This window comes from Cellulomonas alba (assembly GCF_030362835.1).
Taxonomy (GTDB): Bacteria; Actinomycetota; Actinomycetes; order Actinomycetales; family Cellulomonadaceae; genus Cellulomonas; species Cellulomonas alba.
In genome coordinates this window covers 429,961-444,967 of record NZ_JAUCGQ010000002.1, presented here as the reverse complement: position 1 = coordinate 444,967, position 15,007 = coordinate 429,961, and the positions used below count along the sequence as shown (strand labels likewise).

Here is a 15,007-nt window from a genome sequence, read left to right as displayed (position 1 = left end):
GTGCGCCGCCTGCCTCACGCGCCCGTGCCGAGCGCCCGCACCGCCTCTGCGAAGGCGTCGCCACGTGCGGCGTAGGACGTGAACTGGTCCATCGACGCGCTCGCCGGAGCGAGCAGCACGGTGGGCGTCGCCTCGCCGCGCGCAGCGCGTGCGAGGGCGTGGGCCTCGTGCACGGCGCGCGCCATCACCGGGCCATCCTCACCGGCGTCCACCTCGATCACCGGGACATCCGGCGCGTGTCGGGCGAGCGCGTCGCGCAGCGGCGCCCGGTCGACGCCGATCAGCACGACGCCCGCCAGCCGGTCGGCCCGCGACGCCACGAGCTCGTCGAACGTGGCGCCCTTCGCCAGGCCGCCGGCGACCCAGACGACCGAGCGGGGCGGGAAGGCCGCGAGCGACGCCGCCGCGGCGTGCGCGTTCGTGGCCTTCGAGTCGTCGACGAACGCGACGCCGTCGACCGTGCCGACCGTCGCGATGCGGTGCTCGCCCGCCGGGAACGCACGGAGGCCGTCGCGGACGGCGACCGGGTCGACACCGTGCGCGAGCGCGAGCGCCGCCGCCGCGAGCGCGTTGGCGACGACGTGCGGCGGCACCGTGCCGTCGGGTCCGGCGTGCGCGGCGAGGTCGTCGAGCGTGCCGAGCTCGGCGGCGTGCGTGTGCCGCAGGCGCGCGAAGCCGCGGTCGACGAGCACGTCCTCGACGAGGCCGATCTGGCCGACGGACGGCGTGCCGAGCGTGAAGCCCACCGCGACGCACCCGTCGACGACGTCGGCCTCCTCGACGAGCGCCCGGGTGCGCGGGTCAGCCACGTTGTAGACGCACGCGGCCTGCGCGCGCTCGAAGACCCTGCCCTTGTCCGCGGCGTACGCGTCGAGCGAGCCGTGCCAGTCGAGGTGGTCGGCAGCGACGTTGAGCACCGCGGCGGCCTGTGCGGACATCGAGTGCGTGAAGTGCAGCTGGAAGCTCGACAGCTCCACCGCCAGCACGTCGTGCGACGGGTCGGTCGCCGCGAGCACCACGGGCGTGCCGACGTTCCCGACCGCGACCGCGTCCCGCCCCGCGGCGCGCAGGATCGACTCGAGCATGCCGACCGTCGTCGTCTTGCCGTTCGTCCCCGTCACCGCGAGCCACGGCGCCGGCCCGTCGGAGCGCTCGGCGCGCAGCCGCCACGCGAGCTCGACCTCGCTCCACACGGGCAGCCCGGCGGCGAGGGCGGCGGCGACCAGCGGGTGGTGCGGCGGCAGGCCGGGTGACGCGACCACGAGGTCGGCGCGCGCCAGGCCGCCACCCGCGAGGTACTCGTCGCTCGTCACGACGTCGCCCGCGCCGTCGTCCACCGGCACGACCCGCGCTCCGCGCGACGCCAGGACCTCGGCGGCCGCACGGCCGCTGACGCCGAGCCCCGCGACGACGACGCGCGCACCGTCGAGGTCGAGCGCGCTGCCGCGAGGGTCCGTCACCCGCTCACCCACTCCGCGTAGAACGTGCCGACGCCGAGCGCGACGCACAGTCCCGCGATGATCCAGAACCGGATCACGATCGTCACCTCGCCCCAGCCCTGGAGCTCGAAGTGGTGGTGCAGCGGGGCCATCTTGAACACGCGCCGGCGGGTCAGCTTGAAGGAGGTGATCTGGATGACGTCCGAGAGCACCTCGATGACGAACAGCCCGCCGATGATGACCGCGAGGATCTCGGTCCGCGTCAGGATCGACAGGCCGGCGAGCGCGCCGCCGAGCGCGAGCGAGCCGGTGTCGCCCATGAAGATCTTCGCGGGGCTCGCGTTCCACCACAGGAACCCGAAGCACGCGCCCGTGATCGCGGCCGCCACGATCGCGAGCGACAGCGGGTCGCGCGTCTCGTAGCAGTGCGCGCCGGCGGTCGTGAACCGCTGGCAGCTCTGGTTGAACTGCCACACCCCGACCACGACGTAGGCGCCGAACACGATGAGCGACGCACCGGTCGCGAGCCCGTCGAGCCCGTCCGTGAGGTTCACCGCGTTCGACCACGCGGTGATGAGGAAGTTCGCCCAGACGATGAAGAGGATCACGCCGACGGTCGTGCCCCAGAACGCGAGGTCGAGCTTCGTGTCCCGGATGAACGAGATGTGCGTCGACGCCGGCTTGTACCCCAACGGGTTCGGGAACCCGAGCGCCGCCAGCGAGAACGCGACGCCGACGACGCCCTGCCCGACGATCTTCCACCGCGCCTTGAGCCCGAGGCTGCGCTGCCGGGAGATCTTGATGAAGTCGTCGAGGAACCCGACGACGCCGAGGCCGGTCATCAGGAACAGCACGAGCAGCGCCGACGCGGTCGGCGGGTGCCCCGTGAAGACGATGCCGCCGCCCCAGCCGATGAGCGTCGCGAGGATGATGACGACTCCGCCCATGGTCGGCGTCCCGCGCTTGGTCAGGTGCGCGGTCGGACCGTCCTGGCGGATGAACTGCCCGTACTCGCGGGCGACGAGGAACCGGATGAACAACGGCGTGCCGAACAGCGCGACGACCATCGCGAGCCCGCCCGAGATCAACAGCGCTCTCACGAGGCGACCCCTTCGACGAGACGGTCACCCAGGCGCCAGAGCCCGGCGCCGTAGGACGACTTGACCAGGACCACGTCACCGGGCCGCAGCTCGTCGGCGAGGTACTTCTCCGCGGTGTCGAGGTCGTCGGCCAGCACGACCTCGTCGCCCCACGAGCCCTCGTGGTTCGCCCCGTCGCGGATCGCGCGCGCACCGTCGCCCACGACGACCGTGAGCCCGATGTTGAGGCGCACCACGAGGCGGCCGATCGCGTCGTGCGCCTCACGCGTCTGGTCGCCGAGCTCGAGCATCTCGCCCAGCACCGCGACGGACCGGCGCTCCCGCCCCGCGAGCACAGCGAGCGCCTTGAGCGCCGCGCGCATCGAGTCGGGGTTCGCGTTGTACGAGTCGTCCACGACGGTGATGCCGTCCGGCCGGTCGACGACGTGCATGCGGTGCGGGCTCAGCGCGTCGGCGGCGCTCAGGCCGTCGGCCACCTGGTCGAGGTCGAGGCCGATGGCGAGGGCCGCGGCCGCCGCGGCGAGCGCGTTGTGCACGTGGTGCTCGCCGACGAGTCGCAGGTGCACGTCGGCGCTCCGGCCACCCGCCTCGACGACGAACGACGCGCGACCCGTGGCGTCGAGCCGTACGTCGCGCGCGCGGACCGCGGCGCCCGACGCGTTGCCGAACGTCACGACGTCGCCCGGCGCGAGCACCGCCATCGCGGACACGCGGGGGTCGTCGGCGTTCAGCACCGCGACGCCGTCGGGCAGCAGGCCCTCGACGATCTCGGCCTTCGCCTTCGCGACCGCCTCGATGCCGCCGAAGCCGCCGAGGTGCGCCTGACCGACGACGAGCACGACCGACACGTCCGGCGGCGCGATGTCCGTCAGGTACGTCAGGTGGCCGATGCCGCTCGCGCCCATCTCGAGCACGAGGAAGCGCGTCGTCTCGTCGGCGCGCAGCACCGTGAGCGGCAGGCCGATCTCGTTGTTGAACGACCGCACGGGCGCGATCGTCGGGCCGACCGAGCCGCACAGCTGCGCAAGCAGGTCCTTCGTCGTCGTCTTGCCGACCGAGCCCGTGATGCCGACGACGCGCAGGTCCGACCCGCCCGGCTCGGTGGCCGCCACGCGCAGCCGGACGAGCACCTCGCGGGCCAGGTCGCCGAGCGCGCGCTCGACGTCGGCCACGAGCACCGTCGGCAGCGGCGTGCCGTCGGCCGCCGCGACCTCGCGCGACGCGAGCACCGCGGCAGCGCCGCGTTCCACGGCCGCGGCCGCGAAGTCGTGGCCGTCGACGTGCTCGCCCGGCAGGGCGACGAACAGGCCGCCCGGCTCGACGTCGCGCGAGTCGGTGACCACCGCGCCGCTCACGAGGCTCACAGGTTCGAGCCCGCGCAGCACTCCCCCGGTGGCGGCCGCGATCTCGGCCGCAGTCAGGGCGATCACGCGTGCTGCTCCGCACGCGCGCGGGCGAGGGCGACGGCCTCGCGGATCACGTCACGGTCGTTGTACCGGTGGAACACGCCGGCGATCTCCTGGGTCGGCTCGTGGCCCTTGCCCGTGACGATCACGGTGTCCCGCTCGGTCGCGAGAGCCAGGGCGTCGTGGATGGCCTGCGCGCGGCTGGTGGCCTCGTGCACGTCGGCGAGGTCGGGGCGCACGGAACGCACCCCGCCGAGGATCGCGGCGCGGATCGAGGCGGGGTCCTCGGAGCGCGGGTTCTCGTCGGTCACGACCAGCACGTCCGCGAGCCGGGCCGCGATCTCGCCCATGATCGGGCGCTTGCCGCGGTCCCGGTCGCCGTCCGAGCCGAACACGATGACCAGCCGGCCCGGCGTGATGGGGCGCACGGCCTCGAGCGCGAGCACAAGCGCGTCGGGCGTGTGCGCGTAGTCGACGAGGGAGAGCGGCAGGCCGTCGCCGCGCTCGACGACGCGCTCCATGCGGCCCGGGATCTCGTGCGCGTGCGCGACGGCGTCGATCGCGACGGCGAGGTCGACGCCCGCCGCGTGCGCGAGCACGATCGCGAGCGCCGCGTTGGAGACGTTGACGAGGCCCGGCAGCGGGCTCGCGGCGCGGTGCTCGGCGCCGTCCGGGGCGCGCAGCACGAACGACGAGCCGACGCCGTCGAGGCCGATGTCGGCCCACGTCACGGCCCAGTCAGCCGTGTGGGCCTCCGGCGCGCCGACGTGCGTCGCGAGCGTCTCGACCGGGATCGGCGACTCCACCGCGAGGCGGCGGCCCCACTCGTCGTCGACGACGACCACGCCACGCCGGGCCTGGCCCGGGGCGAACAGCCGCGACTTGTCCCGGAAGTAGCCCTCCATGTCGCCGTGGAAGTCGAGGTGGTCGCGCTGCAGGTTGCTGAACCCGGCGACGTCGAGCTCGAGGCCCCGGACGCGGCCCAGCGCGAGCGCGTGCGACGAGACCTCCATCGCGGCCGCGGTGGCTCCCCGCTCGAGACCCGCCGCGAGGATCGCCTCGAGCGCCGGGGCCTCGACCGTCGTGCGCGGGCTCTCGACCGCGACGTCGCCGATGCGGAGCTCGACAGTCCCGAGCAGGACCGTCAGAGGGTGCACCGCGCGCAGCGCCGCCTCGACGAAGTACGTGGTCGTCGTCTTGCCGTTCGTGCCGGTCACGCCGACCGAGACGAGCCGCTCGGCCGGGTAGTCGTACACCCAGGCGGCCAGCGGACCGGCGAGGTCCCGGGGCTCGTCCGCGAGGAGCACGGGGACGTCGGCCGTCACGAGCTCGGCTCCCGCGGCGTCCGTGACGACGGCGACCGCGCCGGCCTCGACCGCCTGGTCGGCGAACCGCGCACCGTGCGCGCGCAGCCCCGGGATCGCGACGAACACGTCGCCCGGTTCCACGTCGGTGCTCGAGACGGTGATGCCGGTGACCGTCCGATCGCCCTGCGACGGGTCCACCACCAGCGAGAACGCGTCGGCGAGATCGGCCAGCCGGTGTGCCGCGGGGACCTGCGGGCGCATCCGGACCGGTGACGTCATAGGGAGGAATCTACCCCGGGCCCCTCCCTCGACCGCCCGTCGAGAGGCCGCGGCGGCCGCGCCGGTCCCGCTCACCACGTCGTCGGGAACAGCTTCGCCTTGGCGCCCGACGGTGCGACGCCGAGCCGCTGGAGCGCGTACCCGGCGACGTCCTTGAACACGGGCGCCGCCACGACGCCGCCGAACACCGACGACCGGGGGTTGTGCAGGATCACGGCGACGGCGATGCGCGGCGAGTCCGCGGGCGCGACGCCGATGAACGACGACGTGATGCCCTGCTTGCCGCCGGCCTCCCACGCCTGCGCGGTACCCGTCTTGCCGGCGACCAGGTAGCCGGGGATCGCGGCGTTCGTGCCGGTGCCGCCCTCGTTGACGACGCTCTGCATCATCGTCAGCAGCGTCTTGGCCGTGCCCGGCTGGATGACGCGCGTCTTGGCAGCCGCGGGGGCCGCCGTGAACGTGCCGTCGGCCGCGGTCCAGCCCTTGACGATGTGCGGCTGGACGCGCACCCCGCCGTTGGCGACCGTCGCGAACACGGACACCGCCTGGAGCGCCGTGACGGAGAGCGACTGGCCGAACAGCGCTGCGTACTCCGAGCGACCGTCCCACTGGTCCACCGGGTGCAGGATGCCCGGCGACTCGCCCGGCATCTCGATCCCGGTGCGCGTGCCGAACCCGAACTTCGCGAGGTAGTCGTAGCGCTGCTGCTTGCTGAGCTGCTGGCCGATCATGACGGTGCCCGCGTTGGACGACTCCGCCAGGACGCCCGTCGTCGTCAGCTTCTCGAGGCCGTGCTGCTCGGCGTCGTGGAACGACTGCCCGTTGGCGGTCGTGTACGAGTACGGCACCTTGAAGTGCGACGTCGGCGTCACGATGTCGTGCTCGAGGGCGTTCGCCATGGTGACGACCTTGCCCGTCGAGCCCGGCTCGAAGACGTCGGAGATCGCCGGCGTCAGCGACCCGACCTGGTTGCCCGGCTTGTTCGGGTCGACCCGCTTGGAGTCCGCCATCGCCAGGACCTCGCCGGTCCGCACGTCGACCGCGATCACCGTGCCCGACGACGCGCCCGTGGCCCGGATCTGGTCGGCGAGCGCCGACTCGGCCGCGTACTGGATGTCGGCGTCGAGCGTGAGCTGCAGCGACTCACCGGGCTTCGCCGGGGTGTCCTTCTCGTACCCGCCCGGGATCTGCTGGCCGTGCAGCCCGCGCTCGTACACGTCGACGCCCGGCGTGCCCTCGAGCTGCGGGTCGAACTCCTTCTCGAGTCCGGCGAGCCCGGTGCCGCTCGAGTTGACGAACCCGATGACGTTCCCGGCGAGCGTTCCGTTCGGGTACACCCGGTCGGCGACCTGGTCGACGGTGATGCCCGGCAGGCCGAGCTTCCGGATCTGCCGCGCGACGTCGGGGAGGACGTCCTTCTTCAGGTACTTGAAGTGTCGGTCTCCGACCAGCTCGCCGCCGAGCTCCGCCGGGTCCTCGCCCAGCAGCGGCGCGAGCAGCGCGGCGACGCCCGCCGCGCCGTCCGGCACGTCCGTCGTCGACGAGTGGAAGTCGGCCATCAGCGTCTGGTCGACCGCGACGTCGTACCGGATCACCGACGCCGCGAGCGTGACGCCGCTCGCGTCGGTGATCTCGCCGCGCAGGCCGAGCGTCGCCACGGACGTCAGCCGCGCGTCGCGGGCCTTCGCGGCGGTCGACGCGCCCGAGAAGCCCTGGACCCACACGAGCTTGACCGCGAACACCGCCAGCACGAGCCCGATCACGACCGCGAGGAACCCGATCCGGCCGCGACCGCCCGAGCGGCGCCCCGTGCCGCCGCCGCGCGTGCGCCGCGGCGGCGGCACCTCGAGCGTGCGCGGCGCGGGGCGACCCGACGGCCGGGTGGTGGCGGGTGCCGCGGCGCGGCCCTGGGGCGCCCGCGCCTGCGGCGCACGGACCCCGGGCGACGGTCGGGCGGTCCGCGCGTCGCTCGGCATGCGCCCAGTGTGCGGTGGGGCGGTCCGGATCCCGGTCGACCCTCCGCCGCGTGTCGTCATCCGGCCTTGGCGGCGCTCGGCGCCGCGCGGACCGTGCCGTCCTTCAGCGTGATCCAGCCCGTGCCGGGCGCCGGGACCATGCCGATCGCGCGCGCGGCCTTGGCGATCTGGCTCGGCGACGACTTCGCGTCGAGCTGCGCGGTCAGCTCCTTCTGGTCCTGCTGCAGCCGCCCGAGCTGGTTCGACAGGTCGTACTTCACGTAGGCGGACTGCGCCATCTGCGTGTTGAGCAGCAGCGCGGCGAGCAGCGCGCCCGCGAGCACGGCCATGCACGCGAGCACGAACGGGACGCGCGTGCGCGCCTGCTGCGGCGCCCGCACCAGGCGGAGCCGAGGTGCGGCCGCGGGCGCCGGCGTGGCGGCGGGGGTGGGCCGACGGGCGGGGGTCGCGACGCGCGCGGCCTGCTGGGCGCTCATGCGGCCCTCCTTCCGGGAGTGCGGGGCAACAGGTGGTCGGGCGTGGGGCGGACCCGCTCGGCGGCGCGCAGGCGCACCGACGCGGACCGCGGGTTGCGGGCGAGCTCGGCCTCGTCGGCCTCCTCCGCGCCGCGCGTGACGAGCCGCAGGTACGGCGCGTGGGTCTCCGGCTCGACCGGCAGCCCGGGGGGCGCGCTCGACGTGGCGCCCGCCGCGAGCGCGCGCTTGACCAGGCGGTCCTCGAGAGACTGGTAGGCCTCGACGACGATCCGGCCGCCGACCGCGAGCGCCTCGATCGACTCGGGCAGCGCGCGCTCGAGCACCTCGAGCTCGGCGTTGACCTCGATCCGGAGCGCCTGGAACGTGCGCTTGGCCGGGTGACCGCCCGTCTTGCGCGCGGCCGCCGGGATCGAGGCGCGCACGAGGTCGACGAGCTCGCCGGTGCGGGCGAGCGGGGCCTTGGCTCGCGCCGCGACGATCGACCGGGCGATGCGCGGGGCGAACCGCTCCTCGCCGTAGGCCCGCAGGATCCGCACGAGGTCGCGCTCGTCGTACGTGTTGAGCACGTCGGCGGCGGTGCGACCCGTCGTGGGGTCCATGCGCATGTCGAGCGGCGCGTCCTGCGCGTAGGCGAACCCGCGCTCGGCCTCATCGAGCTGCAGCGACGAGACGCCGAGGTCCATGAGCACGCCGTGCGCGGCCGGGAGGCCGAGCCGCGCCAGCACGTCGCGGATCTCGTCGTACACCGCGTGCACGCCCGTGAACCGGTCGCCGAACGGCGCCAGCCGGCGCCCCGCCAGCTCGAGCGCCTGCGGGTCGCGGTCCAGACCGACGACGCGCACGTGGGGGAACGCCCGCAGGACGCCCTCCGTGTGGCCGCCCATGCCGAGCGTCGAGTCCACCATCACGGGCGCGTCGACCTCGAACGCCGGCGCGAGCAGGTCGAGGCACCGCTGCAGGAGCACGGGGGTGTGCCGCGCGGCGGCGTCGATCTTGTCCACTCCGGCTCCTTCCTCTGCCGTGCCGCGCCCGCGTGGTCCGCGGGCGTCGTGTGGTGCGTGGTTGGTGGTCGGGCGGCCCCTCCGCCGTCCGACCAGATCCCCCACCGACCCTGCGACGCCGGGGAAGTGCGTCGCAGCGACGGGAGGAGGTCTCGCCGTACGGCCTTGCGGGCCTGTGGTGCGTGGTGCGTGGTGCATGTCGTGCGTGGTGCGTGTCGTGCGTCAGAACGGTCCGTTCGGGAAGACCTCCTCCGCGGTGTCGGCGTAGCCCGCCTCCTGCTCGGCGAGGTAGGTCTCCCAGGCCGCGAGGTCCCAGATCTCGACGCGCGTGCCGGCGCCGATCACGGCGACGTCGCGGTCGAGGCCGGCGTACTTGCGCAGCATCGGCGGGATCGAGACGCGGCCCTGCTTGTCCGGCAGCTCGTCGCTCGCCCCCGACAGGAAGACGCGCAGGTAGTCGCGCGCCTGCTTGCTCGTGACGGGCGCCTGACGGAGCTGGTCGTGCATGACGCGGAACTCGTCCAACGGCAGCAGGAAGAGGCAGCGCTCCTGGCCGCGCGTCATGACGAGGCCGGGCGCGAGCTGCGCACGGAACTTCGCGGGGAGGATCAGCCGGCCCTTCTCGTCGAGACGCGGCGTGTAGGTGCCCAGGAACGGCGCGAGCGAACCGAGCAGGCCCGAGGACGGCTCGAGTGCCATGCCCGCCTCCCCGCTCTTCACCCGGGCTCGGCCTCCCCGCCTCACCACGTGCCTCCACGGTACTCCACTTCCCTCCACCAGCACCGGTCAAGAGCCGTCTTTCACCCGTCTGAGCGAGCGTCGATGCACGTCAGCACCGGTGGAGCGGAGTGGAGGGAGCCGTGCGAGACCCGGGGCTGTCACCGCGTGTCGTGACCTCGGTACGGTTCGAACCGGACACGTGTCCGCCTCGTGGAGTGCGCGGGAGGCCCGGCGCGTTGATCCGGTGGAGCGAAGTGGAGAGCCGGTATCCATGTGGCACCCCCGGGCGCCCCGTAGGCTCGGACCAGATCGCCAAAGGAGGCGTCATGCTGCAGGCAGTACCGTCGTCGAACGAGCTCGACGACGTCGTCCAGACCGCGGGCCGGATGCGGGCCGGCATCGAGAGCGTCGTCACGGGCAGGCCCGAGCTGGTGCGCGTGACGCTCGCCGTCCTGCTCGCCGAGGGGCACCTGCTGCTCGAGGACGTGCCGGGCGTCGGCAAGACCACCCTCGCCAAGGCGCTCGCCAGGTCGATCGACTGCACGGTCGGCCGCATCCAGTTCACGCCGGACCTGCTGCCCAGCGACCTCACCGGGGTCAACATCTTCCGCAGCCAGACGCACGAGTTCGAGTTCCGGCCGGGCCCGGTGTTCGCGCACGTCGTGATCGGCGACGAGATCAACCGCGCCTCGCCGAAGACGCAGTCGGCGCTGCTCGAGTGCATGCAGGAGGCGCAGGCGACGGTCGACGGCCACAGCTACCCGCTGCCGCGGCCCTTCCTCGTCGTCGCGACGCAGAACCCGGTGGAGATGGAGGGCACGTACCCGCTGCCCGAGGCGCAGCGCGACCGGTTCATGGCGCGCCTGACCGTCGGCTACCCGAGCGTCGAGGCGGAGCTCGAGATGCTCGAGATCCAGGAGTCCGCCGACCCGCTCGACCGGCTCTCCCCCGTGACCGACGCCGCGCACGTCGCGCACCTGATCGACACCACGCGCCGGCTGTACGCCGCGCCCGCCGTCAAGCAGTACGTCGTGGACCTCGTCGGCGCGAGCCGCGCGGACCACGGCCTGCGCCTCGGGGCGTCGCCGCGCGCCGCCATCCAGCTGCTGCGCGCCGCGAAGTCCCTCGCCGCGATGGACGGCCGCGACCACGTGCTGCCCGACGACGTGCAGCTCCTCGCCGTGCCCGTGCTCGCACACCGCCTGCTGCCGAGCACGGAGTCGCGCCTCTCGGGGCGCACGACCGACGCGATCGTCGCGGACATCGTCGACCGGATCCCGCTGCCCGCCTCCGCCGCAGCGCGCGGTCGGCGGGCGATCGGCTGATGCGGCTGCGTCCGACCAGGCGCGGCTGGGGTCTGCTCGTCGCGGGCGTCGTGCTGCTCCAGGTCGGCATCGGGCTCGGCGCGGTGGACCTCGTGCGGTTCGCGACGCTGCTGCTCGTGCTCGTGGTCGGCGCGGGCGTCGTGCTCGCGCTCACGAGCCGGCGGCGCGACCAGCTCGAGGTCGTGCGCTCGTCGGCGCCGAACCCGGTCCACGCGGGCGAGCAGGCCAACGTCGAGGTCACCATCTCCGCGCTGAGCATGAGCGGCCGCCTGCAGCTCGCGGGGCTCAAGTTCGCGGAGCAGGCCGCGACCGAGCTGTCGGGCGGCCGGCCGCTGCGCGCGCGCGTCACGCGCGGCCAGCGCGCCGTCACCGTCGCGTACCAGGTCCAGCCCGGGCGCCGCGGCCGGTGGCCGCTCGGCCCGCTGGTCGTGACGCGCTCCGACCCGTTCGGCGTCGCGCGGACCACCGCGACGCTCGGCACGAGCGCGGAGGTCGCCGTCTGGCCGGCCGTCGTGCCGCTGCCGACGCCGAGCGACGTGCTCGTCGGCGAGCCCGACCGGGTCGCGCTCGGCGCCCGGACGCCGTCCACCGACGACTCCCAGCTGCGCGACTACCGCGAGGGCGACGACCTGCGCCGCGTGCACTGGACCAGCAGCGCGCGCCGCGGCACCCTCATGGTCCGCTCCGACGAGCGCGCCGGCATGCGACCCGTCTCCGTGCTGCTCGACCTTCCCGTGCGCGCGTCGAGCCTCGAGTGGACGATCTCGCTCGCGGCCTCGATGGCGCTCGCGATGCTCGACGGCGGCCACCCGGTGCGGCTCGTCGGCGGCGCGCCCGCGCACGACGTGCCGGACAGCCCCGACGCCGGGCCGTACCCGCTCGCGTTCGTGCACAACCGGCTCGGCCCCACGGCGCGTGCCGCCATCCTCGACCGCACCATCGACCTCGAGGGTCCGCGCAGCGGAGCGGAGGGCGAGGCGGAGCTCGTCGCCGGCGCGCACCTGCTCGAGACGACGCAGGCGGGCGGCGAGATCGTCCTCGCGGTGGTCGGGCCGCTCGGCGCGCAGGCACGCGCGTCGCTGGCCCACATCGCCGACGACGCCCAGGCGTGGGCGGTCGTCCGCGCCGACGGACCCTCACCCGCGCACGAGCGCGAGGCCGAGCACACCATCAACGCGCTGCGCCGCGCCGGCTGGCGGGCCTGCGGCGTGACGCCCGGGGAGCCGATCGTGGACTGCTGGCTGCGACTGCTGGGGAGCGCGCGATGAACGCCGTCGCCGTGCACATCCCGCGCGGGCCGCGCGCCCTGCTGGCGACCGCCCTCGTGGCGGTCGGCACGTGCACCAGCGTCCTCGCGCTGAAGGGCCTGATCCAGCCCGGGCCGTGGCTCGCCGCGAGCTGGTTGTCCGTCATCCTCGTCGCCGCCGTGGTCGCGGGCGTCCGCTCCGTCGCCCGCACCTCGTGGATGCCGAGCCTCGTCGGGGTCGTCGTGGCCGTGTGCGGGCTCCTGATCCGGTACGGCGCGCCGCCGGGACGCATCCAGGTGCTGCCCGACCTGGGCTCGCTGCGGCGGACCGTCGCGGCGGCGCACGAGGGCACCGTCGTCATCAACGCCTCGCTCGTGCCGATGCCGTCCGTCCGGCCGGCAGAGCTGCTCGTGGTCATCGGCGCGGTCGCGGTCTTCCTGCTCGCGGACGCGCTGGCCGTCGCGCTCGGCGTCCCCGCGCTGGCCGGCCTCGCGTACGCCACGCTCTGGGTCCCGGCCATCGTGCTGGGCTTCCCGGCGAGCGGATGGCCGCTCGCTCTGACCGCGCTCGCCTACCTGCTGCTGCTCGCCCTCAGCGTCTCGCCCACGTCGGCCGCGCTCGCGTCCGACCGGACCCGGCGCGTGTCGGTCGCCGCGAGCGCCGCCGTCGGCGTGGTCGTCGTGACGCTCGTCGTCGGTCCGGCCGTCGCGGCGTTCCCCGGGTGGGCGTCGGTCGCGCTGCCGGACCTCGGCTCCGGACCCGTCGGCCCGATGCGCCTCTCGGACGACCTCGACCTCCGCGAGAGCCTCGGACAGCGCTCGCAGCAGCGCGTGCTCACGTACACCGTGACCGACCCGAAGGCCGCGAAGAAGGACGACGCGAGCCCCGCGGGAACCCCGATCCCGCGCGGAGCCACCGCCTCCCCGACGTCGACGCCCACGAGCACCGCCGCCGTCGGTCCGTCCGTCTCCGCACAGGCCGTCGGGCCCCTCCGGGCGTTCACCCTGACGACGTTCGACGGCCGGCAGTGGTCGCCGCCGGACAACACCGCGCCCTCGACCCGGACGGCGCCGGGCGCGATCCTCTCCCCCGACGCCCACATCGCCGGCACGGCGCCCGACGCGACGCGCGGCACGATCGCCGACGTCTCGCTGACCGTCAACGCGCTGCGCGACCGGCACCTGCCGATCTCGACGTTCCCGCGCGCGCTCGACGCCGACGGTCCATGGCGCTACGCGGCCTCGACCGACACCGTCACCGGTGCGCGCGCGACGTCCGACGGGATGAAGTACGGCATGGTCGTCGAGATCCCGAGCCTCACGGCGGCCGAGCTGAAGAGCGCGTCGATCGGCGACCCCGGGGACGACGGCGCGAGCCTGGCCGTGCCGCCGAGCTCGCACGCCGACGACATCGCGGCGAAGGCGCACGAGGTCACCTCGACCGCGACGACGCCGTACGAGCAGGCGCTCGAGCTCCAGACGTACTTCCGGTCGACGCAGAACTTCACGTACGACACGAAGGTCGCGCCCGCCCGCACGGACGACGCCGTGTGGGACTTCCTGCAGAGCCGCAAGGGCTACTGCGTCCAGTTCGCGACCTCGATGGTCATCATGGCTCGCGACCTCGGCATCCCCGCCCGGCTCGCGGTCGGCTTCCTGCCCGGCCAGTCCACCGGGGACGGCAAGACGTACGCCGTGACGGGGCACGACTCGCACGCGTGGCCCGAGCTCTACTTCGCGGGTCACGGCTGGGTGCGGTTCGAGCCGACGCCCGCGGTCCAGACCGGTTCACCGCCGGTGTGGAGCGACCCGCTCGCCGGTGGCCAGGGCGGCACGAGCCGTCCCGACAACCAGGTCCCCCACGGCGGCCAGGCGAGCGGCGGACCCGAGGCGACGTCGAACGAGACGACGACGACGCCCACGGTGCAGGCCGAGAAGTCGCCGTGGCTCGCGGTCGTCGTCACGACCGTGGGCGTGCTGCTGATCGCGATCCTCGTGGCGGTGCTGGTGGTGCGCCGGCAGGTGCGTCGCGGACCCGTGCTGACCCCGGAGCTCGCGTGGGCGCGCGCCCGGCGACGCCTCGCCGCGCTCGACGTGGTGTGGGCCGACTCGGACACGCCGCGCGTGGCTGCGGCGGGCGTGCGGCGTCAGGTCGAGGAGCTGTCGGGGCAGCCGCTCGGCGACACCGCGGACGCCGCCCTCGCCTCGCTGGCGCGGACGGTCGAACGCGAGCGGTACGCGCCGCAGCGGCCGGAGGTCGACGCGGCGACGCTCGACCGGTGGGTCGGGGAGCTCGAGAGCGGGGCGCGCGAGGCGCTCAGCGACCGGACTCGCCGCGCCGCCGTTCCCAGCGGTCCTCGAGCCGGCTCATGAAGCCGTGCTTCGCGGGCTTCGCGGGCCGCGCCGGACGGGGCTGACGCACCGCGCCGTCCTCCTGGACGACGCCCTGCGGCCCCGAGCGGCGGCCGCGGTGCGGGTCGGCGAACGCGAACGCCACCGCGGCGAACATGACGACGAAGCCGACGACGCCGAGCCAGGCGCGGCCGCCCGCAGCGCCGAGCACCAGCAGGAGCAGTCCGAGCGCGGCGCCGACACCGGCGATCACGTAGCGGCCGAAGGGCCGCCGTCCGCGCTGGGTGAGCGTGTTCGCGAGCCGGGGGTCGTCAGACGTCAGCTGACGTTCCATCTGCTCGAGGACGCGCTGCTCGTACTCCGAGAGAGGCATCACGACC

12 protein-coding genes are annotated in these 15,007 nt (G+C 74.5%); 3 read left to right on the top strand and 9 right to left on the bottom strand.

Annotated elements, in window-relative coordinates; genetic code table 11:
- Positions 1 to 14: 14 nt before the first annotated feature.
- From murD to mraZ, 8 genes are all read right to left on the bottom strand, one after another.
- Positions 15 to 1,460 (bottom strand): UDP-N-acetylmuramoyl-L-alanine--D-glutamate ligase, encoded by a 1,446-nt coding sequence (gene murD, locus QRT04_RS14740; RefSeq protein WP_289456273.1) that lies wholly within the window; start codon positions 1,458 to 1,460, stop codon positions 15 to 17.
- Positions 1,457 to 2,539 (bottom strand): phospho-N-acetylmuramoyl-pentapeptide-transferase, encoded by a 1,083-nt coding sequence (gene mraY / locus QRT04_RS14735; protein ID WP_289456272.1) that lies wholly within the window; start codon positions 2,537 to 2,539, stop codon positions 1,457 to 1,459. Before mraY ends, murD begins: the two co-directional genes overlap by 4 nt.
- Positions 2,536 to 3,969, bottom strand: coding sequence for a UDP-N-acetylmuramoyl-tripeptide--D-alanyl-D-alanine ligase (locus QRT04_RS14730; RefSeq protein ID WP_289456271.1), 1,434 nt, complete (start codon positions 3,967 to 3,969; stop codon positions 2,536 to 2,538). The genes mraY and QRT04_RS14730 overlap by 4 nt, the downstream gene beginning before the upstream one ends.
- A complete protein-coding gene (locus QRT04_RS14725) occupies positions 3,966 to 5,531 on the bottom strand; it encodes a UDP-N-acetylmuramoyl-L-alanyl-D-glutamate--2,6-diaminopimelate ligase (protein WP_289456270.1) in 1,566 nt (521 codons plus the stop codon). Before QRT04_RS14725 ends, QRT04_RS14730 begins: the two co-directional genes overlap by 4 nt.
- A 71-nt stretch (positions 5,532 to 5,602) precedes the next feature.
- Positions 5,603 to 7,507, bottom strand: coding sequence for a peptidoglycan D,D-transpeptidase FtsI family protein (locus QRT04_RS14720; protein WP_289456269.1), 1,905 nt, complete (start codon positions 7,505 to 7,507; stop codon positions 5,603 to 5,605).
- A 56-nt stretch (positions 7,508 to 7,563) separates the two neighbouring features.
- Positions 7,564 to 7,983, bottom strand: a complete 420-nt coding sequence (locus QRT04_RS14715; RefSeq protein WP_289456267.1) for a hypothetical protein — start codon at positions 7,981 to 7,983, stop codon at positions 7,564 to 7,566.
- Positions 7,980 to 8,984: a 16S rRNA (cytosine(1402)-N(4))-methyltransferase RsmH gene (gene rsmH / locus QRT04_RS14710; protein ID WP_289456266.1), complete on the bottom strand. Its 1,005-nt coding sequence runs from the start codon at positions 8,982 to 8,984 to the stop codon at positions 7,980 to 7,982. Before rsmH ends, QRT04_RS14715 begins: the two co-directional genes overlap by 4 nt.
- A gap of 222 nt (positions 8,985 to 9,206) precedes the next feature.
- Positions 9,207 to 9,683: a division/cell wall cluster transcriptional repressor MraZ gene (gene mraZ, locus QRT04_RS14705; protein ID WP_289456265.1), complete on the bottom strand. Its 477-nt coding sequence runs from the start codon at positions 9,681 to 9,683 to the stop codon at positions 9,207 to 9,209.
- A 347-nt stretch (positions 9,684 to 10,030) separates the two neighbouring features.
- Between mraZ and QRT04_RS14700 the strand changes: the two genes are divergently transcribed.
- From QRT04_RS14700 to QRT04_RS14690, 3 genes are read left to right on the top strand one after another with little or no spacing between them, the layout of a single operon-like run.
- Positions 10,031 to 11,029: an AAA family ATPase gene (locus QRT04_RS14700; protein ID WP_289456264.1), complete on the top strand. Its 999-nt coding sequence runs from the start codon at positions 10,031 to 10,033 to the stop codon at positions 11,027 to 11,029.
- Positions 11,029 to 12,297, top strand: coding sequence for a DUF58 domain-containing protein (locus QRT04_RS14695; protein WP_289456263.1), 1,269 nt, complete (start codon positions 11,029 to 11,031; stop codon positions 12,295 to 12,297). The genes QRT04_RS14700 and QRT04_RS14695 overlap by 1 nt, the downstream gene beginning before the upstream one ends.
- Entirely contained in the window at positions 12,294 to 14,648 is a 2,355-nt protein-coding gene (locus QRT04_RS14690) for a transglutaminase family protein (protein ID WP_289456262.1), read from the top strand. Before QRT04_RS14695 ends, QRT04_RS14690 begins: the two co-directional genes overlap by 4 nt.
- On the opposite strand, the gene QRT04_RS14685 is transcribed toward QRT04_RS14690, so the two are convergent.
- The gene (locus QRT04_RS14685; protein ID WP_289456261.1) at positions 14,593 to 15,000 is read right to left on the bottom strand and encodes a DUF3040 domain-containing protein; all 408 of its coding nucleotides are present in this window, start codon (positions 14,998 to 15,000) and stop codon (positions 14,593 to 14,595) included. The genes QRT04_RS14690 and QRT04_RS14685 overlap by 56 nt on opposite strands.
- Positions 15,001 to 15,007: the final 7 nt, after the last annotated feature.

Bases quoted from the DNA above. Each gene is read 5' to 3' on its own strand.
- QRT04_RS14700 (WP_289456264.1), top strand. From the start codon at position 10,031: ATGCTGCAGGCAGTACCGTCGTCGAACGAGCTCGACGACGTCGTCCAG.
- mraZ (WP_289456265.1), bottom strand. From the start codon at position 9,683: ATGGCACTCGAGCCGTCCTCGGGCCTGCTCGGTTCGCTCGCGCCGTTC.
- QRT04_RS14685 (WP_289456261.1), bottom strand. From the start codon at position 15,000: ATGCCTCTCTCGGAGTACGAGCAGCGCGTCCTCGAGCAGATGGAACGT.
- QRT04_RS14720 (WP_289456269.1), bottom strand. From the start codon at position 7,507: ATGCCGAGCGACGCGCGGACCGCCCGACCGTCGCCCGGGGTCCGTGCG.
- QRT04_RS14715 (WP_289456267.1), bottom strand. From the start codon at position 7,983: ATGAGCGCCCAGCAGGCCGCGCGCGTCGCGACCCCCGCCCGTCGGCCC.
- QRT04_RS14690 (WP_289456262.1), top strand. From the start codon at position 12,294: ATGAACGCCGTCGCCGTGCACATCCCGCGCGGGCCGCGCGCCCTGCTG.
- QRT04_RS14695 (WP_289456263.1), top strand. From the start codon at position 11,029: ATGCGGCTGCGTCCGACCAGGCGCGGCTGGGGTCTGCTCGTCGCGGGC.
- QRT04_RS14725 (WP_289456270.1), bottom strand. From the start codon at position 5,531: ATGACGTCACCGGTCCGGATGCGCCCGCAGGTCCCCGCGGCACACCGG.